This is a genomic window from Tenacibaculum ascidiaceicola (assembly GCF_047470925.1).
Classification (GTDB): Bacteria; Bacteroidota; Bacteroidia; order Flavobacteriales; family Flavobacteriaceae; genus Polaribacter; species Polaribacter discolor.
Genome location: NZ_JAZKJP010000008.1, coordinates 139534 through 163805, shown reverse-complemented (window position 1 = coordinate 163805; position 24272 = coordinate 139534). Strand labels below are relative to the sequence as shown.

Here is a 24272-nt window from a genome sequence, read left to right as displayed (position 1 = left end):
GCCCGCAATATCATAAAAAAATGTACTTACAACAAGTTTTCGTTGTTAAATATAGTTTTTACGTTAGTTTTTCTTTAAATCTTTGTAAATCTTCTTGAAATGATTTTGGATTTAAGTCTAGATACTTCTTTGTTCTTGTTAAATCAAAGCCAGTTATTACTGGGCGTTTAGCTCTTTGACTTAGAGTAGCTGTAGTAATTGGCTTTATTAGGCTTTTATTTAACTTAAAAACTTCTGCTATTTGTTGTGCTATTTCATAAATACTCAACAAAGTATTCGACGACACATTAAAGACTCCTAATGCTCTTTTATCAATTGAAAGCTTGCATGCTAACGCCAAATCTTCGACATAAGTTGGCATACGAAATTGATCATTTACAATCGTTATTTCTTTTCCCTCTTCCAACATTTTTTTTACCCACAATACTATATTACTACGAGACATATCGTATACTTTTCCATATACTAATATGGTGCGTAAAATAGTGTAATCTATTGTAGATTTTGTTAAAACCTCTTCTGATTTTAGTTTTGATATCCCGTAATGACTTAACGGGTTTGGGACATCAGTCTCTTTATATGGACCGTTTTTACCATCAAAAATAAAATCTGTAGAAATATGAATTAAATGACTATTATTTTCTTCTGCATAATTTTTTAGGTACTGAACGACACCTATATTCAATTCATCACAAGCCTCTTGATTTGTTTCACAAGCATCAACATTTGTCATTGCAGCTGTATTAACTATTACATCTGGCTTATACTCAGAAAGTTTTTTATAAATCAAATCTTCATTTGTAATATCAATTGATATATATTCAAAATCACTTCTTCCACTTCTATTTTCTCCTCTAGAAAAACCTATTACTTGGTATTTTTCTTTCTCTTCTAATAAAAGGTTTACTAAAGTTTGCCCAAGCAAACCATTACTTCCAGTTACAACAACTTTCTTCATTAAAAAATTCTTCTAAGCGTTTCTATTTGCTCTGGTCGTCCTAAAACGATTAAATTTCCACCTGCTTCTAATTTTACAGATGCTTCTGGATTGATGATATAGTCTTTATTTGGAGTACGATATCCAATTACTGTACATCCTGTCTTTTTTCTTAAATCTAAGTCTAAAATTGTCTTGTCAATATATTTTTCAGGTAGGCCATTAATAGCTACTTCTTCTAAATTTGCAGTAGTTTCTCCTTCTATAGTTAACCTATCAACAAACTCAATAACATCTGGAGTTACTACTAAAGACGCCATATGTGAACCTCCTAGCTTATCAGGCATTATCACATTATCTGCTCCTGCAATTTTTAGTTTACTATATGAAGTTTCTTTTGATGCTCTACTAATTACTTTACAATCTTTATTTAATTGTTTTGCTGTTAACACTACAAACAAGTTATCTGCATCAGAAGGTAAAGCAGTTATTAAATTCTTAGCATTCATAATACCTGCTCTCAATAATGTTTCGTCAAGCGTTGCATCTCCTTGAATAGTTAAAGCTCCTTTTTCATCTAATTGCCTCACTATTCCATCAAACTTTTCAACTATTACTACTTGCTTCTTGTAGTTTTTTAATTTTGAAATAGCTTGTTTACCATTTCTTCCATAACCACACACAATGGTATGTCCTTGTAACTGTTCTATTTTTTTTTGCACTTTTTTTACTTTTAGTTGATGGAAAAATTGTCCGCTAATTAAATATTCTGAAAATGAAGAAACCGCATAACCAAAAATAAACAAACTAGATATTATCAGTCCTATAGTAAATATTTTCTCTCCTGTACCAAAAGGATGTACCTCTCCGAAACCAATAGTACTAATGGTTATAATTGTCATATATAAGGCATCTATTAAAGAATACCCAAAAAACACTATATAACCTAACATTCCTATCGAAACAATCAATACAGAATAAATTATGGCTTTATATAACCTTGACTTAAATACGGTGTTTATCATAAATCGAAAACAGAAGTTCTTTTAGTGTAAATCATATCTTTTAATCTCAGTAAAAATGCCATAGTTAAATACAAACCAAAAGATAAACCTACTGTTACAAACGATATGTATATAAAAAACAAACGCACATTGGTAGCTCGCATACCTAAACGGTCTGCAAACCTAGAAGACACGTTAAAACCATGTCGTTCAAAAAAATGTCGTACAGAATGTATAAATTTCATTACACTATTTTTTTCAAGATATAAAAATTCTCATTTAAAATTAAATCTTTTTCTAACTTCACTTCATTATTATATTTTTCTGAAAGACTAAAATAATCTTGATGATTTAATAATTCATAGTTCTTATTCGTTCTATAAAAATCATCTTCTATTGTCTGCCAATCTGATGCTTCAGTTTTCACCATTTCTTTATTACAAAAATCGAGTAATTTTTTAAACCCTTTAGATTTTTTTAAATCTTTTTGAAATGAAGCACTTCCTATATAATCTCCTTTTCTTTGTAACATCGAGAAGAAATCAAAAAGCTTATCGGTATCTTTTCTTGATAAAAAGAACAATACTCCTTCTATTAAAACAAATGAGGTTTTATTTTTCTTGATTCGTTTTATTTTTTCTAGCAAAGTCCCTACATAATCCTTGCTAAAATCAACCCCTATAAAATGAATTGTTCTATTAGGTAATTCTCCATTCTTTTGAAATTCATTTACTCTCTCTTCCTTATAACTAATAATTTCTTCCTTATCAATTTCAATATTAATTATACTTTTATCCAACAAAAACGGATACATGCTAAAACCAGATCCAAAATTAATAACTACGGCTGGTTTTAACCTTTCTATCTCCTCTAGAAAAAACCTATTTCTTAAACAATGAGCTGAAACTTCTTCTTCACAAACGTTATTAAGATATTTTTTCACTAACTCGTCTGTCCGAGAGTTACTCCAAAGTCTCGCATATACATCTCTACTTAGCTCAGCATTTAAAGACCTAAATGTTGATGTAACAAACGCTGTTTCATGTATTTCTATTCCTAAACCACTCATTAATACGCAAGATACTATTTTCAACTTATTTGTTAACAATGGTTACTTCAAAATAAATTTGGTTTTGGTAACTTTGCTGTTTTTGGTAAAATCCTCACTTTGAAAGAACAAGAATACATAGAAGTTTACGGAGCACGCGCTCATAATTTAAAAAACATTGATGTTAAAATTCCTCGTGAAAAACTAGTTGTTATTACTGGTTTAAGTGGAAGTGGAAAATCTTCTTTGGCTTTTGACACCATTTATGCTGAGGGACAACGTCGTTATATTGAAACGTTTTCTGCTTATGCTCGTCAATTTTTAGGTGGATTGGAGCGTCCTGATGTTGATAAAATCGACGGACTTTCTCCTGTAATTTCTATTGAACAAAAAACCACCAATAAAAGTCCACGTTCTACAGTAGGTACTATTACTGAAATTTATGATTTTCTCCGTTTATTATTTTCTCGAGCAGCAGATGCTTACTCATACAACACAGGCGAGAAAATGGTTAGCTATTCTGACGAACAAATCAGAAATTTAATCTTAAAGGATTTTGACGGAAAGCGCATTGCTATTCTTGCACCTTTAATTAAATCGAGAAAAGGACATTATCGTGAATTATTCGAACAGATTTCTAAACAAGGTTTTGTTCGTGTTCGTGTGGATGGTGAAATTCGTGAGATTGAAAAAGGCATGAAACTCGATCGTTATAAAACACACGATATAGAAATGGTTATTGATCGTTTAGTTGTAAATAACACCGCAGAAAAACGTTTAGAAGAAACTATAAAAACTGCTTTATACACTGGCGACAATATCTTAATGGTGATTGATGTTGATGATGAAAAACCACGTTATTTTAGCCGTGAATTAATGTGTCCTACAACAGGGATTGCCTACCCTAATCCAGAACCAAATACTTTCTCTTTCAATTCACCAAAAGGGGCTTGCTCTCAGTGTAATGGACTAGGAATTACAAATGAAATAAATCATCAAAAAGTAATTCCAGACAGTAGTATTTCTATTAAAAATGGAGGAATTGCTCCACTAGGCGAACAAAAAAATAGTTGGATTTTCAAACAACTTCAAACTATTGCTGAACGCTATAGTTTTAAGTTAACCGACCCTATTAAAAGTATTCCAAAAGAAGCTATAGAAATTATTCTTCATGGTGGAAAAGAAAAGTTTGAAATACAATCAAAAACTGCTGGTGTTACCAGAAATTATGAAATTGATTTTGAAGGAATCATTGCCTTTATTGAAAATCAATACAAAAACTCAGAAAGCACTTCCATAAAACGTTGGGCTAAAGGTTTTATGGATGAAGTTTCTTGTTCTTCCTGTGATGGAAAGCGCTTAAAAAAAGAAGCACTTCATTTTAAAATTACCGATAAAAATATTAGTGACTTAGCGCAAATGGATGTGCTAGAATTAGCTAATTGGTTCAAGAATGTAGATAAAAAACTATCAGAAAAACAATTAACTATTGCCGCTGAAATTTTAAAAGAAATACGCACTCGAATTCAGTTTTTGTTAGATGTAGGACTAGATTATTTAACATTAGACCGTACATCAAAATCACTATCTGGTGGAGAAGCACAACGTATCCGACTTGCAACACAAATAGGTTCACAGCTAGTTGGTGTTTTATATATTTTAGATGAACCTAGTATTGGCTTACATCAACGCGATAACCAAAAATTAATTGATTCTCTAATCAAACTTCGTGATGTTGGTAATTCTGTTTTAGTGGTTGAACACGATGAAGACATGATTAAAAACGCTGACTTTGTCCTAGATATTGGCCCGGGCGCTGGCCGACATGGTGGAGAAATTGTTAGTGAAGGTAATTTTGACGATTTAAAAAGTCATGATACCCTTACTGCTGATTATTTATCTGGAAGAAAAGTAATTGAAGTTCCTAAAAAACGTCGTGAAGGAAACGGAAAAACAATTTCTTTAAAAGGTGCTTCTGGAAACAACTTAAAAAATGTTTCTATTGAGTTTCCTTTAGGTAAAATGATTTGTGTTACTGGTGTTTCAGGTAGTGGTAAATCTACTTTAATTAATGAAACCCTCTACCCTATTTTAAATACTCATATTTATCGAGCAGTAAAAAAACCAATGCCTTATAAAAAAATTGAAGGTTTAGAGCATATTGATAAAGTAATTGATATTGATCAATCTCCTATTGGTAGAACTCCTCGTTCAAACCCCGCTACTTATACTGGAGTGTTTAGCGAAATACGAAGTTTATTTGCAAAAACTCCAGAAGCTTCAATTCGAGGTTATAAACCAGGCCGTTTTAGTTTTAATGTAAAAGGAGGACGCTGTGAAACTTGTCAAGGAGGTGGTGTTCGTGTTATTGAAATGAATTTCTTACCAGATGTTCATGTAGAATGCGAAACCTGTCAAGGAAAACGTTTTAATCGAGAAACATTAGAAATTCGCTATAAAGGAAAATCTATTTCTGATATTTTAGAAATGACAATTAATGAAGCTACAGCATTTTTTGAGCATATCCCTAAGATATACAGAAAACTAAAAACAATTAAAGATGTTGGCTTAGGTTATATTACACTCGGACAACAATCTACTACTCTCTCTGGTGGTGAAGCACAACGTATTAAATTAGCTTCAGAGCTTTCAAAAAGAGATACTGGAAATACTTTTTATATTTTAGATGAACCAACTACTGGTCTTCATTTTGAAGACATTCGTGTATTAATGGATGTTTTAAATAAACTAGCAGATAAAGGAAATACTGTCTTAATAATTGAGCATAATTTAGATGTTATCAAACTAGCCGATTATATTATAGATATAGGTATGGAAGGTGGTAAAAAAGGCGGTAAAGTACTGACTTTTGGGACTCCTGAAGAGGTTTCTGAACACAAAAAAAGCTACACTGCGAAATTCCTAAAAAAAGAGTTAAAAAAATAAAATTACAACATTTCTCATTAATAGATAATTTATTTTATACATATTTTTTTTGATTTTAAATTAGTTTATATAAATTTATGAGCTGATTTTTTGAATAAAAGAATCAATTAAATAGTATTCCCCCCGAAATTATTTAAACATGAGAAAAGAAAAACAATCTGCCTTATTAGCAGATAATTGCCCGCTTATTTGCGAAACGTATAAGAATATAATATCTAAAATAGCTAGATTAAACCCAAATTTTAATTTTAACACGGACATTACATACAATTGTAATGGAGCTTACGATATTATAAAAAAGACAATTGAAAAAGAAACCTCTCTAAACTTTGTTGTTTTAGATTTAAAACTTTCACCTGCTAAGAACAGAAAAATTTTATCCGGTGAAGATTTAGGCCTTTTAATCAGGAAATTACTACCAAGTACAAAGCTTATTGTTTCAACTGATTGTAATGACAACTATAGAATTCACAATATATTTAAAAGCTTAAATCCTGAAGGTTTTCTTGTTAAAAGTGATTTAACTTCAAAAGAGTTAAAAAACGCTATAAAGAATGTGACAAACAATATTCCTTATTATAGTAAAACTGTTTTAAGCCTTTTGAGAAAAGAAGTTTCTAATAACTTCTCTATTGATTCAATAGACCGACAAATTCTATATGAACTTTCATTAGGTTCTAAAATGAAAGACATGCCTAATTACATACCACTTTCTGCAGCTAGTATTGAAAAACGAAAACGACATTTAAAGAAAATATTCAATGTTAAAGCTAAAGGAGACAGAGAGTTAATATTAGTAGCCAAAGAAAAAGGATTCATTTAAAAAAATAAAAAACTACGGTTTTTCCATACTTTTTTTATGGTTTTTTTTACAAAAAAACAATTATCAACATATAGCTTTGGGAAGATTAAAAATAGCTATCCTTAAAAAACTTATTTACTTTTGAAAGACACATTAATCAATTTAGTACAAAAATTACTTAAGAAAAATAGTATTTCTTTTGACAAAGAAGAATTAGCTTTTCAAATTCAAAGCCATCCTTCTTACCCTAGTTTACATGCAATTACAGGAGTGTTAGATCATTTTAATATTGAAAATGTTGCTGCTGATGTTCCTGTTAACTCAGAAACTCTTTCTCAACTACCCGACTGCTTTATAGCTCAAATAAATGGAGACCATGGTCAAGATTTAATTGTGGTAGAAAGGAAAAATTTAGATTACATAATTTATGATTCTGAAAACAAAAAATCAAAACTAACAGAAGGTGAATTTCTAAATAAATTTACAGGAATTATTGTTGCTGTTGAAGAAACTGAGGATTATCAAGCTTCTAAAAACAACTCCAAACTAGTAAAAACTATTGGTTTCTCTCTACTTGCTGTTTTTGCTTTATTTTTTGTTTTTAACAATTCAACTTCGTGGTATAACACTTTTTATTTCCTACTATCAATTACTGGAGCTGTTATTAGTGTTGCAATTATAAAACAAGAGCTTGGATTGAAAACATCAATTGGTGATGCCTTTTGTTCTGGAGCCGATGATAAAAAAGATTGTGACGCTGTATTAACTTCAAAAGGAGCGGAAATTTTAAAAGGGTATAAATTAAGCGACTTTAGTATGCTTTATTTTATTGGATTATCTCTTTTAACTTTTACTCAAATCTCTAACCCTACAATTTCATATACTATTAGTTTACTAGCTATACCTGTTACTCTCTACTCATTATATTATCAATATGTAGTAGTAAAAAAATGGTGCCTTTTATGTTTAAGCATAGTTGGAGTACTTTGGCTACAAGCATTAGCTCCTATATTAACAAGTAATTACATTAATACTTTTATACTTAGTGATTTTGTTACTTTAGGCCTTGTTGCTTCTTTTACTTGGTTAACTTGGAGCTATATAAAACCTTTGTTTACTGAAGTACAAGAGCTTAAAAAAGAAAAAATAGCAAGTGTTAAATTTAAAAGAAACTACGCGCTATTTGATAGCCTTTTACAAAAGTCGCCTCAACTTGATACTCAGTTAACCGGTAGCAAAGAAATCGTTTTTGGTAACCCAAACTCTAATCTTGAAATAACAATAGTTACTAATCCTTTTTGTGGACACTGTAAACCTGTTCATGCTCATGTTGATGAAATTATAAAAAGGTATCATAACAATGTAAAAATTAAAGTAAGGTTTAATATAAGTGTAGAAAATAAGGATAGTGATGTTGTTAAAATTACTAGTAGACTCATAGAGATTTATAATACTAAAGGAGATAAGGAATGCCTCTTAGCTATGGATGCCATTTATGAGGGACAAAAGCCTGCTGCTTGGTTAAAAAAATGGGGTGAGTGTACTAACAAAGAAGCTTATATTTCAGAACTCGAAAAAGAAAAAGATTGGTGTACAAAAAATGCTATCAATTTTACTCCAGAAATTTTAGTAAACGGGAGATCATTCCCTAAAGAATATAACAGAACTGATTTAATATTATTTATTGAAGATTTAGAAGAAAACTCTCAAACTTCTAATGTTTCATTAAAAACAGCTTAAAAAAACAAAGCCCTAAAAAGGGCTTTGCGTTTTGAACAAAATTCTCTCGCGAAGAATAGACACATTGGTGAGTGTCTTTAAATGTTCGCCGCAAAAGTAACCTTAATATTTTAATTATGAAAAAACAAATTCTAAATTTAGGTAAAGCTTTAAAAAAAGCGGAACAAGCTCAAATTAACGGAGGTAGAATGCAATGTGACTCTAACAGAGATCGTGTATGTGAATACTATGGTTGGCAATGTGCTGAAACTTACTGCAGACTAATACTTGAATAGTTATGAAAAAGCAAATTTTAAACATAGGTAAGCTTTTAAACAAGACTGAACAAAAGCAAGTTAAAGGAGGAGCTCCAAGATTTTGTCAATGTGATTCAGATTGTGGGTTTAACTCTCATTGCTGTAGCAATATGTGTTTCCTTGTATCAGCCCCTAATTACCCTACAGGTAATTGTCCTGCAATGGAGTGTCCAAATTTCCCAGAATAATCAACTAACTTCTTTATTAACAAAAAGTATTAAATTATGAAAAAATCAATTTTAAACTTAGGAAAAACTTTAAATAAAGCACAACAAATCCAAATTAATGGAGGTAGGAAGATGTGTGATACAAACAAAGACCGAGTATGTGAGGATTATGGTGATCACTGTGCTGAATTATATTGTGCCTTCGGATCTTTATAGATAAAAAACATCAAAATGAAAAAACAAATTCTAAATTTAGGTATAGCTTTAAAAAAAGCGGAACAAGCTCAAATTAACGGAGGTAAAGAGCAATGCGACAGTCATTACCAATGTGGAAGTGGATATTGCTGTAATACTGCTGGTTGGTGCCAGTTATTTGGTGATCAAGGAAACACAGGGTATTTATGTGATGGAAGTATAATTTAACTAAACTAATTATGAAAAAAACGATATTAAGTTTAGGGAAATCTCTAAATAAAATAGAGCAAAAATTAATTAATGGTGGTGCAATACTTTGTGAAAACCATCAAGGTTGCCCTGGTGGATTTGGTTGTTGCTACTCTCAAATGTTATGTAGAACAGATGACTATTTCAATAACGGCTGGTGTCGTAGTCAATAGACTTTAAACTCTATAAAACAGAATTACCAATAAAAATTAATTTCTCATAAAACAAACAATTATGAAAAAACAAATTCTGAGCTTGGGAAAAGCTCTAAACAAAAACAACCAAAAACAGATAAACGGAGGTAAAGAAATACCAGGAGGATGTAGAACAGACAAAGACTATTACTGGAATCCTATTGAAAGATGCTGTTGGACAGACCAATATAATTGTTGCTATGGCACTCCTGAATGCCCTGCTCCTTACCTATAACTTAATAATTAATAAACTCAAAACTTTAAATTAAGGCAAGGATAAAAAAGAATAATATTAAATTACTGAGCTATATTTTATCATACTACCCTTCTTGAGGATAAAAAAAAGGTAATTATTATTTCAGTGAAACATATATAACACAAGTGTTTTTTATCTATATTATTCTTAGAAATTTTTTAATAACTAGGTTAGAAACTGTATATTTTTAGCCTAGTTATATCTTATACCAAAATTAAACTTGAAAAAATTCCCAAATTACAAACAAACTGAGGCTAAAGATTGTGGGCCTACTTGTATAAAAATCATAGCTAAACACTATGGTAAAACTATTAACACACAACAATTAAGAAAGCTTAGTGAAACTACTCGAGAAGGTAGTAGTTTACTGGGTTTAAGTGAAGCTGTTGAATCTATAGGCTTTAAGTCTTTAGGTATAAAATTAGCTTTCAACAAACTAAAAGAAGCCCCTTTTCCTTGTATTGTTCACTGGAACAAAAACCATTACGTGGTTCTCTACAAAATAAAAAAAGATGTTGTTTATATCTCTGATCCTGCTCATGGACTCATTACTTTTACTAAAGAAGAGTTTATCCAACACTGGATTGGTAACAATGCTGACGAAAATACAGAGGAAGGAATTGCCTTATTAGTTGAACCTACTCCTAAATTTTATCAAGAAGAGTTTGAAGAAGATGAGAAGTTTGGATTCTCATTTATTTTCAAATACCTATACAAATACAAGAAGTTTATAGCCCAATTAATAATAGGGCTTCTAGCAGGGAGTTTGCTACAGTTAATACTACCTTTCTTAACTCAAAGTGTGGTTGATGTAGGTATCAAAAATCAAGATTTAAATTTTGTATACCTTATCTTATTTGCTCAGCTATTCCTTTTTATAGGAAAAGCTTCTCTAGAAATTATTCGAAGTTGGATTTTACTACACCTTAGTACACGTATTAATATTTCTTTAATTTCTGACTTTTTTATCAAGCTAATGAAACTACCTATCTCTTACTTTGATGTAAGAATGACTGGAGATTTATTACAAAGAATAAATGACCATAAGCGTATCGAAAGAATTTTGACCACCTCCTCTTTAACTGTGTTATTTTCTTTTTTTAATCTTATAATTTTCAGCTTAGTTTTAGGTTATTATAGTTTACAGATATTTGGAGTTTTTGTATTAGGAAGCGTACTATATTTTGGATGGGTATTGTTCTTCTTTAAAAAACGAAAAGAGCTTGATTACAAGCGTTTTTCTCAAGTAAGTCAAGAACAAAGTAAGGTTATTGAGCTTATTAATGGAATGCAAGAAATTAAACTCCACAATGCTGAGAGACGCATGCGTTGGAATTGGGAGTACGTTCAAGCTCGTTTATTTAAAGTAGCGACCAAAAGCCTTGCTTTAGAACAGACTCAAAGTGTGGGGTCAAATTTTATTAATGAGCTTAAAAACATGTTCATTACTATACTTTCGGCAAAGCTAGTTATAGATGGACAAATTACTTTAGGTATGATGATGGCTATTAGCTATATAGTTGGTCAATTAAATGGACCTATTACACAGTTAATAAATTTTATGAGAGACATACAAGATGCACAAATCTCTTTAGATAGACTAGGTGAAATACATAACATGGAAGATGAAGAAAAGCCTAGTGATGAAAAAGTAACTGCCATCCCTGAAAATGCATCTATAAAATTAAATAATATTTCATTTAGATACACTGGTGGTTTAGAACCTGTTTTAAAAGATTTATCACTTGAAATCCCTGCTAATAAAACAACGGCAATAGTAGGTGTCAGTGGTAGTGGTAAAACCACTTTAATGAAATTACTACTTGGCTTCTATCAAGTTGATCAAGGTGATATAATGATCAACAACTTTAGCTTAAAAAATGTTTCACAAAAGGAATGGAGAAGGAATTGCGGAGTTGTAATGCAAGAAGGTTACATCTTTAATGATTCCATAGCTAAAAACATAGCTGTAGGAGAAGATTATGTCGATAAAGAAAAATTAGCTCATGCAATCGATGTAGCAAACATTGGAGATTATATTGAAGGCTTGCCTTTAGGCTACAACACAAAAATTGGTAGTGAAGGTAACGGATTGAGTACAGGTCAAAAACAACGATTACTGATTGCTAGATCTGTCTATAAAAACCCTAAATTTTTATTCTTTGATGAAGCTACTAGTGCATTAGACGCCAATAATGAAAAGGTTATTATGGGTAAGCTTAATGAATTTTTTGCTGACAAGACAGCTGTGGTAATTGCACACCGATTAAGTACTGTTAAAAATGCGCATCAAATAGTAGTGCTTGAAAAAGGAAAAATCATAGAGAAAGGAAGTCACGAAGAACTAATCAAATTAAAAGGAAGTTATTACCATCTAGTTAAAAACCAACTAGATTTAGGCAAATAAAAATATTCTCTCGCGAAGAATAGACACAAACCTTGAGTGTCTTTAAATGTTCAAGGATTTTATCAAGTTTTAAATTATTTTAAAATGAAAAAATCAATTTCTAACCTAGGTGAAGCTTTAAATAAAACTAGCCAACAAAAGATACTTGGAGGATATGGTATACCTGTAGGCGATTCAGATGGGGAATGCGATCAAGAATCACAATCTAGAGTTAGGTGTTATAATAGTAATAACAGTGATTGCGATATGGATGCTATATGTAATAACCAAGGTTACTGCGAATGTGCCATCTAAAAACAAAATAATATGAAAAAATCAATATTAAATTTAGGAAGAGCTCTTAATAAAACTAAGCAACAACAAATTAGTGGAGGAAAGTTAATTGTTTTTCCTTGTTCAAACTACTTTTTTTGTGCTTTAGATTGTGAAGAAGGAGATATTTGTGCTGTACCAAATGGTACGGGGGGAGCCAATAGAGGCATCATCAAAAACGGACAATGTTGCCCTGCTTAACCTTATAAATAATTAATTATGAAAAAATCAATTTTAAACTTAGGTAAAAATTTAAGTAAAATAGAACAACAGAATATAAATGGTGGATCTACCAATAATGGTTGCTATATAGTAGATGGAGGACCTTATGGTGTTTTATGTTCAGGTTGTTGTAAACTACAAGGAGACACCTGTGTTCCTGATTACACACAAATTTGCAATCAAACTAATTCGTAGTTTTTTTATCAAAAAAATAAACTCACTTTAAATTCAAAATAATATTTTAATTATGAAAAAATCAATTTTAAACTTAGGAACACCTTTAAATAAAACTGAGCAAAAACAAGTAAGTGGAGGTAAAATTCTTCCATATAATAACTCAAGAGATTGTGAAAATAATGATGGTATATGGTATTCCTGTGTTAATCAATGTTATTGGTCTCGTGAACCCCATTTTAACCCTTGCGCAGGAGGATTTTAATTATCTTCTCCTTTCTAAAAATTAGTTTTAAAGCTTAAAACAATATAGAATAAAAAATATTTCGCGAAGAACAGACACAAACCTTGAGTGTCTTTAAGCTGTTCAAGTACTAAATTATTTTAAAACTTTTAAATCATGAAAAAGCAAATTTTGAACTTAGGAAAAACTTTAAAAAATTCAGAACAAAAAGAAGTTTATGGAGGGTTCATAGCCCCTGTTTCTCACTACACTGTTACATGTACTGTTAGTGGAGGAGGTGATGTAAATTCTGTATCGGAAGCAAATGATTTGATTAGAGAGTGTCAAGCAAATGGAGGACGTGCTACTATTAGGAGCAATTATTAACATAAGTCAATAGCTTTCTACTAACTAAAATAGTTACGACGCATGTTAATTTACTCGTAACTATTCATTTATTCTCATTAAATTTTATAAAACTAATTCGAAACTTATATCCATTTAAATGCCAAATAACACTCAAGATATAGAAATTAGAAGTGAAGAAGTTCAAGAAATTTTAACCCATGTTCCTAATTGGATGATTCGTTGGGGAAATACTTTACTACTTGGACTAATAATAATGCTGTTATTCATTTCATGGTTTGTAAAATACCCTGATGTTATATCTGCGGAAGTAATGGTTACCACCTCAATTCCTCCTGAAAAAATTTATGCTAAATCAACAGGTCAATTTGAAACTTTTTTAACTAGCGAAGGTAAAAATGTCTCTGAAGGTGATGTTTTAGCCGTAATTGAAAACAGTGCTTCTTACAAAGATGTTTTACTATTAAAGAGTATTGTCGATACAATCGAAGTAAATCAACAAAAATTCTTTTTCCCTGTTGATAAAGTTCCACCTTTAATTTTAGGAGACATAACTTCTAGCTACTCTCAGTTTGAAAACGACTATTCTGAATATGTTTTAAACGAAAAACTAACTCCGTTTAAATCTGAGAACTTCGCAAACCAAATGTCTGTTATAGAAGCTAGAGGTAGACTACAAATTTTATTATCACAAAAAGAACTAAACTTAAAAGAGCTAGAGTTTAAAGAAAAAGACTTAGAGCGTAGTAGAAAAATGTTCGGCCAAGGAGTTATTTCCGCCAAAGAAAAAGATCAAAAAGAAATAGAGTATTTACAAGCAAAACGATCATACAAAACTTTAGAGTCTTCAATTTCACAAATAAGAGAATTAATCAATAACTCTACAAAAAACTTAGAAGGAACCTCCATAAAAAAAACACAACAAGATACACGCCTTAAAAAGAAAGCCATACAATCTTTCTTGTACTTAAAAAAAGCTATTAAAGATTGGGAAAAGCAATATGCTTTAACTTCTTCAATAAATGGTAAAGTATCCTTCTTATCATTTTGGAATAAAAATCAAACTGTTAATACGGGTGATTTAATATTCACTATTATTCCTAACAAAGGAAATTCATTTATCGGCAAAATAGAAGCACCTGCTGCTAACTCTGGAAAGATAAAAAAAGGTCAAAAAGTTCAGATTAAGCTATTAAACTATCCTTCTGATGAATTCGGAGAATTAAATGGAAAAGTCAAATCAATTTCATTAACCCCTAATGAAGGAGGTAATTATTTAGTTAATGTAGAATTACCCCAAGATTTAGAAACTACATACAATAAAAAAATCCCCTTTAGGCAAGAAATGAAAGGAGCTGCAGATATAGTAACTGAGGACTTACGCTTGATAGAACGTTTTTTCTATCAACTTAAAAATATTATTAAATAAAAATTCTCTCGCGAAGAATAGACACAAACCTTGAGTGTCTTTAAATAATTCAAGGATTATTAAATATTTTAATTTTTTAATCATGAAAAAATCAATTTTAAATTTAGGAAAAGCTTTAAACAAAGCAGATCAAAAAGAAATTAATGGAGGAATCGGATCTGGTTCTTGTACTGGAAGCGGAAGCAGATGTTGTATACAAACTCAATGGGGACAATTCTGTGATGCAGGAAGATGTACACAATATGGTTGTATTTGGTATTAATATCTAAAAAATAAATTATGAAAAAATCAATCTTAAGCCTTGGTAAGGCTTTAAATAAAACTGACCAAAAGCAAATTAATGGAGGTATCGCTCGTGGCTGTACCCAAAATGGCGTAATGTGTTGTGAATCTACTTCATGGGGTAACTTATGTGCTCCAGGAAGATGTGATAGATTTGGGTGCATTTGGTATTAATATTAAAATTTAGAATTATGAAAAAATCAATCTTAAGCCTAGGAAAAGCCTTAAATAAAGCTGATCAAAAACAAATTAACGGAGGAGCTTCTAGTTGTGACACTTACTCTGGTCCTCCATGTTATGGTGTAAACAATGGGGTTTGTGGTACATGTTCACAATATCAAGCACTTCCTTTAGAGCATAAAAAATGTGTTCTTGTTCACGCTGATTGTGAAGAAAACACCCCTTCTTAACTGTAAAATATTTTAATATGAAGAAGCAAATTTTAAACTTAGGAACAGTTTTAAATAAAACTATTCAAAAAACAAATTAATAGAGGCTTCAGTAAAGTAGGTACTCAATGTGATTATGTTCTTTGTTACATAAAAAGAACACATCAATATGGCTATGTTTAACTGAAGAGCAATGTCAAAGAGAAACAAATTAAAGTAAAAAACCTTTCGCGAAGAATAGACACAAACCTTGAGTGTCTTTAAACGGTTCAAGGATTTTGTCAAATTTTAAACTTTTTAAAATGAAAAAATCAATCTTAAATCTAGGAAAACCTCTTAATAAGCGTCAACAGAAAGTTATTAACGGAGGTAATCAATCATGTCCACCAAGAGGATGCTATTACTCTGACGAACCACTCAACACACCTGCTACCCTTTGTGGCACCTGTCAAGATTATCATAACTTAACACAGGAGTGCCAAAATATGACACTCGTTAATTATGATTGTTTTTCTTAATAATAAGAAAACTATGAACCATTCTATAAATATTTAATCTAAAAAAAATAAAATGAAAAAATCAATCTTGAAGTTAGGTAAAATTTTAAATAAAACTGACCAAAAACAAATTAATGGTGGTATAGCACGTAGTTGCTATCAAGACGGGTATAAATGTTGTCAAACTACTTCTGGAGGTTTCACTTTATGTGATGCTGGAAGATGTGACGGATTTCGTTGTATGTGGTACTAACTCAACAATTATATCTAAACCCTAAATTATGAAAAATTCAATCTTAAACTTAGGAACAATTTTAAACAAAACTATTCAAAAACAAATTAATGGAGGCTTCAGTAAAGAAGGAACTCAATGCGATTATGTTCTTTGTTATATAAAAAGAACACATGAATGGCTATGTTTAACTGAAGAGCAATGTCAAAGAGAAACAAATTAAAAACAAAACCTTTCGCGAAGAATAGACACAAACCTTGAGTGTCTTTAAACGGTTCAAGGAGTTTATCAAATTTTAATTTTTTTAAAATGAAAAAGTCAATTTTAAACTTAGGGAAAGTTTTAAATAAAACTAACCAAAAACAAGTAAACGGTGGTAGTATACCAAGATGTTGTCTAGATTGGAATCCAATCGAGCGTCATTGTTACAGATGGCAAAGCGGTTGCTTATAAGCTTTTAACTAAAACTGAATACAAAAAATAAACAACTAGACTTAACCCTCTAGTTGTTTGTTACTAAAAAACAATTAATAAAATATTATTTGAAAATGAAAAAATCAATTTTAAACTTAGGAAAAAATTTAGACAAAACGGAACAAAAAAAAGTTAATGGAGGTAAACCCAAACTTTTTGAATGCTTAGCTGATGAGCATTGTAATCTTTATCCTGATTCCATTGGTCTATGCAGAAACAACATTTGTTATTATATTAATTAACTTCTACAAAGCCTCCTATAGGAGGCTTTTTGTTTTAAAAAAAACACTAAATTAGCAGGCTTGCTAAAAAACAAATTTTGGCAGTTTAATTTGTTATTTAATATAAAAGTAGAAGAATTATGAGTCCGAATGATGACAGAAAAATTAGAGAAAAACTACAGCAAAAAACTTGGAACGAGATAAAAACAAATGACTCTTGGGCAATATTTAAAATTATGTCTGAGTTTGTAGAAGGTTATGAAAAACTAAGTAAAATAGGTCCTTGTGTATCTATTTTTGGATCAGCACGTACAAAAACCGATGATCCTCACTATAAATTAGCAGAAGAAGTAGCTTTTAAATTAACACAAAGTGGTTTTGGAGTAATTACTGGCGGTGGTCCTGGTATTATGGAAGCTGGTAATAAAGGAGCTCACAGAGGAAAAGGTACCTCAGTAGGTTTAAATATAGACCTCCCTTTTGAACAACACGACAATCCATGGATTGATAGAGATAAAAACTTGAACTTTGATTATTTCTTTGTTCGTAAAGTAATGTTTGTAAAATACTCTCAAGGGTTTGTTGTAATGCCTGGTGGTTTTGGTACAATGGATGAGCTTTTTGAAGCAATTACTTTAATTCAAACTAACAAAATTGGTCGCTTTCCTATTGTCCTAATTGGTAGAAAGTTTTGGGCTGGTTTATTAGACTGGATTAAGAATACCTTAATTGAGAAAGGTAACATTAGTGAAAAAGATTTAAACTTATTTAGAGTTGTTGATACTGCTGATGAAGCTGTTGAACACTTTAATAAATTCTATGCTAAATATCAGCTAAAGCCAAACTTCTAAAAATATTTATCTTTAAAGCTCATTGGAATTCCAATGAGCTTTTTTATTTTCACAAGGTTTTTTAAATATTTTTATAACCCTACTTAAAACAAACCTTAAAATAATATTGAAACAGAAAACGCTACTCTTATTATGTGCTATTATCTTGTATTGCTTTAAAATAGTAGCACAAGAAAACTCTGTTGAAATAAAAGCTAAATTAGATATAGATAAAGATGTAATTCATATTCTACAAAAAACAACCTTCTACAATCATACTTCTTCTAATTTAGATTATATTTTTTTGCATAATTGGGCAAATAGTTATAAAGACGATGATACTCCCCTAGCTAAACGCTTTATTGAAGACTATAGAAAAACTTTTCATTTTTCAAAAGATAAAGATCGAGGCTATAGTAAAATAAGAAACTTAACAGTTAACTTTAAACTAGTTTCATTCAAAGAGCTAAAGAATAAACAAGACATTATTAAAGTATCTCTTAATAAGCCTTTAAAACCAAAAGATAGTTTAATACTCCGTACCTCATATTCTGTAAAGGTGCCAAATGCAAAATATACAGGATATGGAAAAACAAAAACAGGGTATCATTTACGTTTTTGGTATATAACTCCAGCTGTATATGATAAAAAGTGGCAGTTAATGAGTAACTTAAATTTAGATGATTTATACGAAGAACTCTCTAATTACTCAATTTCTATAGATATACCTAAGAATTATCATATAGAAAGTAACTTATATCAGTATAAAACTGAAAATGATAATCATACCAACTACTATTTAGTTGGAGCAAAAAAAAAGGATATTATACTTCATATTGATACAGTAAGAACTTTTAAATCTTTTAAATTAAAAGATAAAGAGATAAAAACAGATGCTTATCTAAGAAAAATATCTAATAACGAGACCACCAAAATTATAAATAGACAAATACAATTTATAGAAGACTTTATTGGTAAACACCCACACCCTGAAATCCTTGTAGATTCACGTACCATAAACAAAAACTCTCTACATGAAATTTATGGTCTTCCTAGTTGGTTAAAACCTTTTCCTAAAAACTTTAGATGGGAAACAGGATTTTTTAAAGCACTTACTCAAAAGTATTTCGATGATGTAATTATTCAAAAACCGAGAAAAGATTATTGGTTAACGGATGGATTACAAACTTATTTAATGATGGAGTATGTAAAAAAATACTATCCAGAAGTTACTTTTCTAGGTAAATACTCCAAGTATTGGCCCATAAAAACCTATAACATTGCCAAATTAAAACAGAACGATAAATATCCTCTTGTTTATCAATTTAGCTCTCGTAAGTTTTATGATCAACCTTTAACAACCTCTAGTGACTCTCTTTCTAACTTTAACAGAAAAGTAGTAAGTAAGTATAAAGCAGGTTTAGGAATTAAGTATTTACATGACTTTGTTGGAGATAGCATCTTAAAAGAAACTGTAAAAGAATTTTACATTAAAAATCAATTAACGCCCTCAAGCAGTAAATCCTTTGCTGAGATTATTCAAAAGAAAACTTCAAAAGATTTGCAATGGTTTTTTGGTGATTATCTTACTACCGATAAAAAAATTGACTACAAAATAAAAAAGGTGTCATACTCCAAAAATAAAGACTCTCTGTTTGTAACCATCAAAAACAAAAGAGATTTTACAGCTCCCGTAGCACTTTATGGTATTCAAAAGAAAAAAATAAAACTTAAAACTTGGGTTACCAATGTAGATTCTATCAAAACAATCAAAATTAAAAGAGGCAACTTTAATAAACTAGCTTTAAATTACGAAAACAACTACCCTGAATTTAATTCCCTTAACAATTTTAGAAATGTAAATAATAGCATTATTAGCAAACCTATTCAATTTCGTTTTTTTAAAGATTTTGAAAATCCCTATTACAATCAATTGTTCTATTACCCAGATATAAAATATAATTTATATGATGGTTTAATACTTGGAGTAAACATAAATAACAGGTCACTAGTTAGTCATAATTTTCAAATTAGCTTAACCCCTAACTATGGTCTTAAAAGTAGAAATTTAACCGGATCTTTTTCTGTAGGGTACAATCATTTTTTAAGAGATTCTAAGGTTTATAAAATACGATATGGAATTTCAGGAAGTAACTTTCATTACGCACCTGAATTAGGATACAATACTTTAAGCCCATTTATTAATTTTCAATTCAGAAGAAATACGCTCCGTGATATTGGTTCTAAATTCTTAATAGCCCGTATGGTTAGTGTTGATAAAGAAGTTGCTCCTAACAACACTCAAAGTGACCAAGACAAGTATAATATTTTTAACCTACGCTATATCAACAACAAATTTGATGCTATACACAGAATTAGATATGCTGCTAACCTTGAGATAAACTCTAATTTTAGTAAAATATCTACTGATTTTCGTTATAGAAAGTTTTTTACCGCTAATGAAAGTTTTGAAGTTCGTTTTTTTGGTGGACTCTTTTTATTTAATAAAACAGAAGGAAATTACTTTAGCTTTGGATTAAACCGTGGTAACGATTATTTATTTGAACAAAACTTATTTGGACGCTCAGAAAATGAAGGCTTCTTCAGTCAGCAATTCGTAGTAGGGCAAGGAGGCTTCAAATCTAAATTTAAAGAACCTTACTTTGCTAATCAGCTTATAACATCTATTAACACTAGCGTAAGCGTATGGAAGTGGGCTGAAATTTATAATGACGTTGCTATGCTGAAAAACAAAAACACTTCTCCTAAGTTTTTCTATGAAAATGGTATTCGATTAAACTTCCTTCCTGAAATATTTGAATTTTATCTTCCCATTTACACCAACGAAGGTTTTGAGATTAACAAAAGAGCTTATCCTTCAAAAATTAGATTCATCATTACAACAGATATTGATAGAATTTATAACTTTATTAGAAGAGGTATATTATAGATACTTCAATAATATTTGATTTTTTCTCATTTTTTTGAAAAATATTCAATGAAAATAGAAATTTTTAAATTTCAACTAAAAAACCTATCTTTGTAACCATACCTAAATTAGATGATTATGACGCAAAATACCGAAATAGCTAATACTCAACAGCTTTCTTTTCAAGATTTTAAAAATGAAGTTTTAAAGGACTATAGAATTGCTCGTATTAGTCGAGAATGTAGTTTATTAGGGAGAAGAGAAGTTTTAACAGGTAAAGCTAAATTTGGAATTTTTGGAGATGGTAAAGAAGTACCACAGTTAGCTATGGCTAAAGCTTTTCAAAATGGAGACTTCAGATCAGGTTATTATCGTGATCAAACATTTATGATGGCTATTGGAGAATTAACTCCACAACAATTTTTTGCAGGTTTATATGCTCATACTGATATTAATGTTGAGCCTATGTCTGCTGGTCGTCAAATGGGAGGACATTTTGCAACGCATTCTATAGATAAAAACGGAAACTGGAAAAACTTAACAGCTCAAAAAAATTCATCAGCAGATATTTCTCCTACAGCAGGTCAAATGCCTCGTTTGTTAGGATTAGCACAAGCATCTAAAATTTACAGAAATGTTGAAGGTTTAGAAAAACACACTAATTTTTCAATCAATGGTAACGAAGTTGCTTGGGGTACTATTGGTAATGCTAGTACTAGTGAAGGATTGTTCTTTGAAACAATTAATGCTGCTGGTGTTCTACAAGTTCCAATGATAATGAATGTTTGGGATGATGAGTACGGAATTTCAGTACATGCACGTCACCAAACAACTAAAGAAAGTATTTCTGAAATCTTAAAAGGATTCCAACGTGAAAATGAAAGTAACGGATATGAGATTTTCGTAGTGAATGGTTGGGATTATGTTCAGTTAATTGACACTTACAATAAAGCTTCTCAAATCGCAAGAGAACAACATATCCCTGTATTAATTCACGTAAAAGAATTAACACAACCTCAAGGGCATTCAACTTCAGGTTCACATGAACGTTACAAATCAAAAGAACGCTTACAATGGGAGCAAGAGTTTGATTGTATTGCCCAAATGCGTAAGTGGATTTTAGAATTTGAATTAGAAAATGAAGATGGAGAAACTTTAAAGTTTATTGATTCTGAAGAAGATTTAATCAATATTGAAAAAGAAGCAAAAAAAGAAGTAAGCAAGGCAAAGCGTGATGCTTGGAGTGCTTATACAAATGAAATAAAAGCAGAAGTAGCTGAAGCTGTTTCTTTATTAGAAACCATTTCTCAAAAAAGCAATAATGGTTCTTTCATTACGAAATATAAAAATGATTTAGCCGCTATTTCTGAACCAATCAGAAAAGATATTTTAGTAGCTGCTCGTAAAACTTTACGTTATTTAAGAGATGAAGAATTTACTGAAAAAACAGCACTTAAAAACTTCATCAAAGCTTCAATTGACAAAGCTGCTGTAAAATATTCTGCACATTTATTAAGTGAAACTGAATTAGCAACTGAAAATATTGCTGCAGAAGCTCCAACTTATGCTGCAGAAAAAAATATTGTAGATGCACGTATTATTATGCGTGATAATTTTGATGCTATTTTAGCTAAACACCCAGAAGTATTAATTTTTGGTGAAGATGCTGGATATATTGGTGATGTAAACCAAGGATTGGAAGGCTTGCAAGAAAAATTTGGTGAGTTACGTGTTTCTGACACAGGAATTCGAGAAGCTACCATTTTAGGTCAAGGTATTGGAATGGCAATGCGTGGATTACGTCCTATCGCTGAAATTCAATATTTAGATTATTTATTATATGCTTTACAAATTATGAGTGACGATTTAGCAACGCTACGTTATCGTACTTTTGGAAAGCAAAAAGCTCCATTAATTATCCGTACCCGTGGACATCGTTTAGAAGGAATTTGGCATTCAGGTTCACCAATGGGTGGAATAATAAACAACGTAAGAGGAATTCATGTATTAGTTCCTCGTAACATGACGAAAGCTGCTGGTTTCTATAACACTTTATTAGAAGGTGACGATCCTGCTTTAGTAGTAGAGTGCTTAAACGGATATCGTTTAAAAGAAGAGTTACCAACAAACTTAGGAGACTTTAAAACTCCAATTGGTGTTGTTGAAACAATCAAAGAAGGAACTGACATTACAATTGTTTCTTACGGTTCTACCTTAAGAATTGTTGAAGATGCTGCTAAAGATTTAGCGCAAGTAGGTATAGATGTAGAAATTGTAGATGCGCAAAGTTTATTACCTTTTGACTTGAATCATGATACTGTAAAATCGGTTGCAAAAACAAATCGTTTATTAGTTGTTGACGAAGATGTTCCTGGTGGAGCTTCAGCATATTTATTACAAGAAATTGTTGAGAATCAAAATGGTTACAAACATTTAGATAGCAAACCACAAACCTTAACTGCTAAAGCACATAGACCTGCTTATGGTACCGATGGAGATTATTTCTCTAAACCATCTGCAGAAGATGTTTTTGAAAAAGTATACGAAATTATGAACGAAGCAAACCCTGCTAAATTTAAGAGTTTGTATTAATAACTATTTTTCAAAATAGATTAAAATAAAAAAACGATTTTAGAATATTCTAAAATCGTTTTTTTATTTAGTTATTTATAAATTTATTCTGCCACCTTCTCAACAGCCTCCTCTGTTGCTGTTGCTGCTTCCTGGGCATCTAAAGGTTGATTTTTTGACTCGTAATCTTCTATTTTATTCTCTATAACTGTAATAAATTTAGAAGAAGATAAATCTGAATTATTTATAACATCTTTCAATGCCTTTATTCTTTCTGTCATTGTTGGTTGAGTATTTGCTATTCCTGCAAATTTAGCCGTTGCTATATCAACTTGATCATTTGTAATGTTAGAAGTTTTTACCCAACCTTCTTCAATATACTTTCCTTCAGATCTTTTTCCTTTAACCTTAATCCAATCTCCTTGAGTTTCAATTACAGCAATGATATCCATAATGCTGTATTTTTTTTCGGTCTTAGTAAGTAAATCTGGTCTTTTATAAACTACTGCTTCTTCTAACATAGCCCCCACTTTACCATTAACAGCTAAAAAGGTAGATCTAGTCCATCCTTCTTTTCCGTCAATCAACTTTACCTTGTAATACTCCTTCTTCGAAACAGAATCTATAGTTTCTTCTCCTGTTAAGGTTACTTTTTCACCTAAACTAATAGAGGTAATCCATTTCCCTTTGGCAGAAGCACTTTCTCTAATAGATAGTTTATCTAATAAACAAATTGCTGAAGCTGATTTTTCTTCTTTTTCACTAATAGATTCTTCAATTGTTGAAGTTCCTCCATTGTTTTTTGAATTTTTGTTGTCTTTACAACCTACACAGATAGTAGATACTAATGTAATAGCAATTAATACTTTTTTCATTTTTA

At 30.6% G+C, this 24272-nt stretch carries 32 protein-coding genes; 27 read left to right on the top strand and 5 right to left on the bottom strand.

The features are described from left to right. Positions 1-58 precede the first annotated feature (58 nt). From VBY68_RS09175 to VBY68_RS09160, 4 genes are read right to left on the bottom strand one after another with little or no spacing between them, the layout of a single operon-like run. Positions 59-958 (bottom strand): SDR family oxidoreductase, encoded by a 900-nt coding sequence (locus VBY68_RS09175; RefSeq protein WP_415269551.1) that lies wholly within the window; start codon positions 956-958, stop codon positions 59-61. Next, positions 958-1962 carry a potassium channel family protein gene (locus VBY68_RS09170; protein ID WP_415269550.1) on the bottom strand — a complete coding sequence of 335 codons (1005 nt, stop codon included), beginning with the start codon at positions 1960-1962 and terminating at the stop codon, positions 958-960. Before VBY68_RS09170 ends, VBY68_RS09175 begins: the two co-directional genes overlap by 1 nt. Continuing rightward, the gene (locus VBY68_RS09165) at positions 1959-2186 is read right to left on the bottom strand and encodes a PspC family transcriptional regulator (RefSeq protein WP_099214064.1); all 228 of its coding nucleotides are present in this window, start codon (positions 2184-2186) and stop codon (positions 1959-1961) included. Before VBY68_RS09165 ends, VBY68_RS09170 begins: the two co-directional genes overlap by 4 nt. Then, a complete protein-coding gene (locus tag VBY68_RS09160; RefSeq protein WP_415269549.1) occupies positions 2186-3034 on the bottom strand; it encodes a class I SAM-dependent methyltransferase in 849 nt (282 codons plus the stop codon). Before VBY68_RS09160 ends, VBY68_RS09165 begins: the two co-directional genes overlap by 1 nt. A 75-nt stretch (positions 3035-3109) precedes the next feature. Here VBY68_RS09160 and uvrA point away from each other — a divergent pair, with 75 nt between their 5' ends. The 27 genes from uvrA to VBY68_RS09025 all read left to right on the top strand — a co-directional run bounded on the left by uvrA (position 3110) and on the right by VBY68_RS09025 (position 23413). Further along, positions 3110-5935 (top strand): excinuclease ABC subunit UvrA, encoded by a 2826-nt coding sequence (uvrA, locus tag VBY68_RS09155; RefSeq protein ID WP_415269548.1) that lies wholly within the window; start codon positions 3110-3112, stop codon positions 5933-5935. Positions 5936-6074: 139 nt separating this feature from the next. Further along, positions 6075-6758 carry a response regulator transcription factor gene (locus VBY68_RS09150; RefSeq protein WP_099214061.1) on the top strand — a complete coding sequence of 228 codons (684 nt, stop codon included), beginning with the start codon at positions 6075-6077 and terminating at the stop codon, positions 6756-6758. Positions 6759-6878: 120 nt separating this feature from the next. Continuing rightward, entirely contained in the window at positions 6879-8477 is a 1599-nt protein-coding gene (locus tag VBY68_RS09145; RefSeq protein WP_415269547.1) for a vitamin K epoxide reductase family protein, read from the top strand. 116 nt (positions 8478-8593) lie between these two features. Continuing rightward, on the top strand, positions 8594-8752 hold the full coding sequence (locus VBY68_RS09140) for a hypothetical protein (RefSeq protein ID WP_164723453.1): 159 nt from the start codon (positions 8594-8596) through the stop codon (positions 8750-8752). A 2-nt stretch (positions 8753-8754) separates the two neighbouring features. Beyond that, complete coding sequence (locus VBY68_RS09135) at positions 8755-8961, top strand: hypothetical protein (protein ID WP_099214059.1); 207 nt, start codon at positions 8755-8757, stop codon at positions 8959-8961. 36 nt (positions 8962-8997) lie between these two features. Continuing rightward, on the top strand, positions 8998-9156 hold the full coding sequence (locus VBY68_RS09130; RefSeq protein ID WP_415269546.1) for a hypothetical protein: 159 nt from the start codon (positions 8998-9000) through the stop codon (positions 9154-9156). Between the two features lie 15 nt (positions 9157-9171). Next, the gene (locus VBY68_RS09125; protein ID WP_099214058.1) at positions 9172-9363 is read left to right on the top strand and encodes a hypothetical protein; all 192 of its coding nucleotides are present in this window, start codon (positions 9172-9174) and stop codon (positions 9361-9363) included. Positions 9364-9374: 11 nt separating this feature from the next. Next, positions 9375-9557 carry a hypothetical protein gene (locus VBY68_RS09120; protein ID WP_415269545.1) on the top strand — a complete coding sequence of 61 codons (183 nt, stop codon included), beginning with the start codon at positions 9375-9377 and terminating at the stop codon, positions 9555-9557. A gap of 61 nt (positions 9558-9618) precedes the next feature. Continuing rightward, a complete protein-coding gene (locus tag VBY68_RS09115) occupies positions 9619-9813 on the top strand; it encodes a hypothetical protein (RefSeq protein WP_415269544.1) in 195 nt (64 codons plus the stop codon). A gap of 241 nt (positions 9814-10054) precedes the next feature. Beyond that, positions 10055-12241 carry a peptidase domain-containing ABC transporter gene (locus tag VBY68_RS09110; RefSeq protein WP_415269543.1) on the top strand — a complete coding sequence of 729 codons (2187 nt, stop codon included), beginning with the start codon at positions 10055-10057 and terminating at the stop codon, positions 12239-12241. Positions 12242-12325: 84 nt separating this feature from the next. Next, entirely contained in the window at positions 12326-12535 is a 210-nt protein-coding gene (locus tag VBY68_RS09105; RefSeq protein WP_415269542.1) for a hypothetical protein, read from the top strand. A 12-nt stretch (positions 12536-12547) separates the two neighbouring features. Further along, positions 12548-12754 (top strand): hypothetical protein, encoded by a 207-nt coding sequence (locus tag VBY68_RS09100; RefSeq protein WP_415269541.1) that lies wholly within the window; start codon positions 12548-12550, stop codon positions 12752-12754. 18 nt (positions 12755-12772) lie between these two features. Next, positions 12773-12970, top strand: a complete 198-nt coding sequence (locus VBY68_RS09095; protein WP_415269540.1) for a hypothetical protein — start codon at positions 12773-12775, stop codon at positions 12968-12970. A gap of 52 nt (positions 12971-13022) precedes the next feature. Next, a complete protein-coding gene (locus tag VBY68_RS09090; protein WP_415269539.1) occupies positions 13023-13214 on the top strand; it encodes a hypothetical protein in 192 nt (63 codons plus the stop codon). Between the two features lie 135 nt (positions 13215-13349). Continuing rightward, positions 13350-13559, top strand: coding sequence for a hypothetical protein (locus tag VBY68_RS09085; protein WP_415269538.1), 210 nt, complete (start codon positions 13350-13352; stop codon positions 13557-13559). A gap of 118 nt (positions 13560-13677) precedes the next feature. Next, on the top strand, positions 13678-14967 hold the full coding sequence (locus VBY68_RS09080) for an HlyD family secretion protein (protein WP_415269537.1): 1290 nt from the start codon (positions 13678-13680) through the stop codon (positions 14965-14967). Positions 14968-15049: 82 nt separating this feature from the next. Next, a complete protein-coding gene (locus VBY68_RS09075; protein WP_415269536.1) occupies positions 15050-15229 on the top strand; it encodes a hypothetical protein in 180 nt (59 codons plus the stop codon). A 17-nt stretch (positions 15230-15246) separates the two neighbouring features. Beyond that, complete coding sequence (locus VBY68_RS09070) at positions 15247-15423, top strand: hypothetical protein (RefSeq protein WP_415269535.1); 177 nt, start codon at positions 15247-15249, stop codon at positions 15421-15423. A 17-nt stretch (positions 15424-15440) separates the two neighbouring features. After that, positions 15441-15659: a hypothetical protein gene (locus VBY68_RS09065; RefSeq protein WP_415269534.1), complete on the top strand. Its 219-nt coding sequence runs from the start codon at positions 15441-15443 to the stop codon at positions 15657-15659. Between the two features lie 281 nt (positions 15660-15940). Continuing rightward, positions 15941-16156 (top strand): hypothetical protein, encoded by a 216-nt coding sequence (locus VBY68_RS09060; RefSeq protein WP_415269533.1) that lies wholly within the window; start codon positions 15941-15943, stop codon positions 16154-16156. A gap of 52 nt (positions 16157-16208) precedes the next feature. Beyond that, a complete protein-coding gene (locus VBY68_RS09055) occupies positions 16209-16388 on the top strand; it encodes a hypothetical protein (protein ID WP_415269532.1) in 180 nt (59 codons plus the stop codon). Positions 16389-16416: 28 nt separating this feature from the next. After that, the gene (locus tag VBY68_RS09050) at positions 16417-16590 is read left to right on the top strand and encodes a hypothetical protein (protein WP_415269531.1); all 174 of its coding nucleotides are present in this window, start codon (positions 16417-16419) and stop codon (positions 16588-16590) included. Positions 16591-16676: 86 nt separating this feature from the next. Next, complete coding sequence (locus VBY68_RS09045; protein WP_415269530.1) at positions 16677-16820, top strand: hypothetical protein; 144 nt, start codon at positions 16677-16679, stop codon at positions 16818-16820. A 95-nt stretch (positions 16821-16915) separates the two neighbouring features. Beyond that, on the top strand, positions 16916-17083 hold the full coding sequence (locus VBY68_RS09040) for a hypothetical protein (protein WP_415269529.1): 168 nt from the start codon (positions 16916-16918) through the stop codon (positions 17081-17083). A 119-nt stretch (positions 17084-17202) separates the two neighbouring features. After that, positions 17203-17913 (top strand): LOG family protein, encoded by a 711-nt coding sequence (locus VBY68_RS09035; RefSeq protein ID WP_415269528.1) that lies wholly within the window; start codon positions 17203-17205, stop codon positions 17911-17913. A 106-nt stretch (positions 17914-18019) separates the two neighbouring features. Then, on the top strand, positions 18020-20842 hold the full coding sequence (locus VBY68_RS09030) for a gluzincin family metallopeptidase (RefSeq protein ID WP_415269527.1): 2823 nt from the start codon (positions 18020-18022) through the stop codon (positions 20840-20842). A gap of 117 nt (positions 20843-20959) precedes the next feature. Beyond that, positions 20960-23413, top strand: a complete 2454-nt coding sequence (locus VBY68_RS09025; RefSeq protein WP_415269526.1) for an alpha-ketoacid dehydrogenase subunit alpha/beta — start codon at positions 20960-20962, stop codon at positions 23411-23413. 83 nt (positions 23414-23496) lie between these two features. Here VBY68_RS09025 and VBY68_RS09020 read toward each other — a convergent pair whose 3' ends face one another. Beyond that, positions 23497-24267 (bottom strand): SH3 domain-containing protein, encoded by a 771-nt coding sequence (locus VBY68_RS09020; RefSeq protein ID WP_164723464.1) that lies wholly within the window; start codon positions 24265-24267, stop codon positions 23497-23499. Positions 24268-24272: the final 5 nt, after the last annotated feature.

What these genes read in the sequence shown, in the direction of transcription:
- VBY68_RS09130 (WP_415269546.1), top strand. Translation starts at nt 8,998, where the DNA reads ATGAAAAAATCAATTTTAAACTTAGGAAAAACTTTAAATAAAGCACAA.
- VBY68_RS09140 (WP_164723453.1), top strand. Translation starts at nt 8,594, where the DNA reads ATGAAAAAACAAATTCTAAATTTAGGTAAAGCTTTAAAAAAAGCGGAA.
- VBY68_RS09020 (WP_164723464.1), bottom strand. Translation starts at nt 24,267, where the DNA reads ATGAAAAAAGTATTAATTGCTATTACATTAGTATCTACTATCTGTGTA.
- VBY68_RS09080 (WP_415269537.1), top strand. Translation starts at nt 13,678, where the DNA reads ATGCCAAATAACACTCAAGATATAGAAATTAGAAGTGAAGAAGTTCAA.
- VBY68_RS09165 (WP_099214064.1), bottom strand. Translation starts at nt 2,186, where the DNA reads ATGAAATTTATACATTCTGTACGACATTTTTTTGAACGACATGGTTTT.
- VBY68_RS09150 (WP_099214061.1), top strand. Translation starts at nt 6,075, where the DNA reads ATGAGAAAAGAAAAACAATCTGCCTTATTAGCAGATAATTGCCCGCTT.
- VBY68_RS09115 (WP_415269544.1), top strand. Translation starts at nt 9,619, where the DNA reads ATGAAAAAACAAATTCTGAGCTTGGGAAAAGCTCTAAACAAAAACAAC.
- VBY68_RS09050 (WP_415269531.1), top strand. Translation starts at nt 16,417, where the DNA reads ATGAAAAATTCAATCTTAAACTTAGGAACAATTTTAAACAAAACTATT.
- VBY68_RS09175 (WP_415269551.1), bottom strand. Translation starts at nt 958, where the DNA reads ATGAAGAAAGTTGTTGTAACTGGAAGTAATGGTTTGCTTGGGCAAACT.
- VBY68_RS09040 (WP_415269529.1), top strand. Translation starts at nt 16,916, where the DNA reads ATGAAAAAATCAATTTTAAACTTAGGAAAAAATTTAGACAAAACGGAA.
- VBY68_RS09135 (WP_099214059.1), top strand. Translation starts at nt 8,755, where the DNA reads ATGAAAAAGCAAATTTTAAACATAGGTAAGCTTTTAAACAAGACTGAA.
- VBY68_RS09125 (WP_099214058.1), top strand. Translation starts at nt 9,172, where the DNA reads ATGAAAAAACAAATTCTAAATTTAGGTATAGCTTTAAAAAAAGCGGAA.
- VBY68_RS09070 (WP_415269535.1), top strand. Translation starts at nt 15,247, where the DNA reads ATGAAAAAATCAATCTTAAGCCTTGGTAAGGCTTTAAATAAAACTGAC.
- VBY68_RS09060 (WP_415269533.1), top strand. Translation starts at nt 15,941, where the DNA reads ATGAAAAAATCAATCTTAAATCTAGGAAAACCTCTTAATAAGCGTCAA.
- VBY68_RS09085 (WP_415269538.1), top strand. Translation starts at nt 13,350, where the DNA reads ATGAAAAAGCAAATTTTGAACTTAGGAAAAACTTTAAAAAATTCAGAA.
- VBY68_RS09090 (WP_415269539.1), top strand. Translation starts at nt 13,023, where the DNA reads ATGAAAAAATCAATTTTAAACTTAGGAACACCTTTAAATAAAACTGAG.
- VBY68_RS09170 (WP_415269550.1), bottom strand. Translation starts at nt 1,962, where the DNA reads ATGATAAACACCGTATTTAAGTCAAGGTTATATAAAGCCATAATTTAT.
- VBY68_RS09055 (WP_415269532.1), top strand. Translation starts at nt 16,209, where the DNA reads ATGAAAAAATCAATCTTGAAGTTAGGTAAAATTTTAAATAAAACTGAC.
- VBY68_RS09065 (WP_415269534.1), top strand. Translation starts at nt 15,441, where the DNA reads ATGAAAAAATCAATCTTAAGCCTAGGAAAAGCCTTAAATAAAGCTGAT.
- VBY68_RS09120 (WP_415269545.1), top strand. Translation starts at nt 9,375, where the DNA reads ATGAAAAAAACGATATTAAGTTTAGGGAAATCTCTAAATAAAATAGAG.
- VBY68_RS09095 (WP_415269540.1), top strand. Translation starts at nt 12,773, where the DNA reads ATGAAAAAATCAATTTTAAACTTAGGTAAAAATTTAAGTAAAATAGAA.
- VBY68_RS09105 (WP_415269542.1), top strand. Translation starts at nt 12,326, where the DNA reads ATGAAAAAATCAATTTCTAACCTAGGTGAAGCTTTAAATAAAACTAGC.
- VBY68_RS09045 (WP_415269530.1), top strand. Translation starts at nt 16,677, where the DNA reads ATGAAAAAGTCAATTTTAAACTTAGGGAAAGTTTTAAATAAAACTAAC.
- VBY68_RS09100 (WP_415269541.1), top strand. Translation starts at nt 12,548, where the DNA reads ATGAAAAAATCAATATTAAATTTAGGAAGAGCTCTTAATAAAACTAAG.
- VBY68_RS09025 (WP_415269526.1), top strand. Translation starts at nt 20,960, where the DNA reads ATGACGCAAAATACCGAAATAGCTAATACTCAACAGCTTTCTTTTCAA.
- VBY68_RS09075 (WP_415269536.1), top strand. Translation starts at nt 15,050, where the DNA reads ATGAAAAAATCAATTTTAAATTTAGGAAAAGCTTTAAACAAAGCAGAT.
- VBY68_RS09035 (WP_415269528.1), top strand. Translation starts at nt 17,203, where the DNA reads ATGAGTCCGAATGATGACAGAAAAATTAGAGAAAAACTACAGCAAAAA.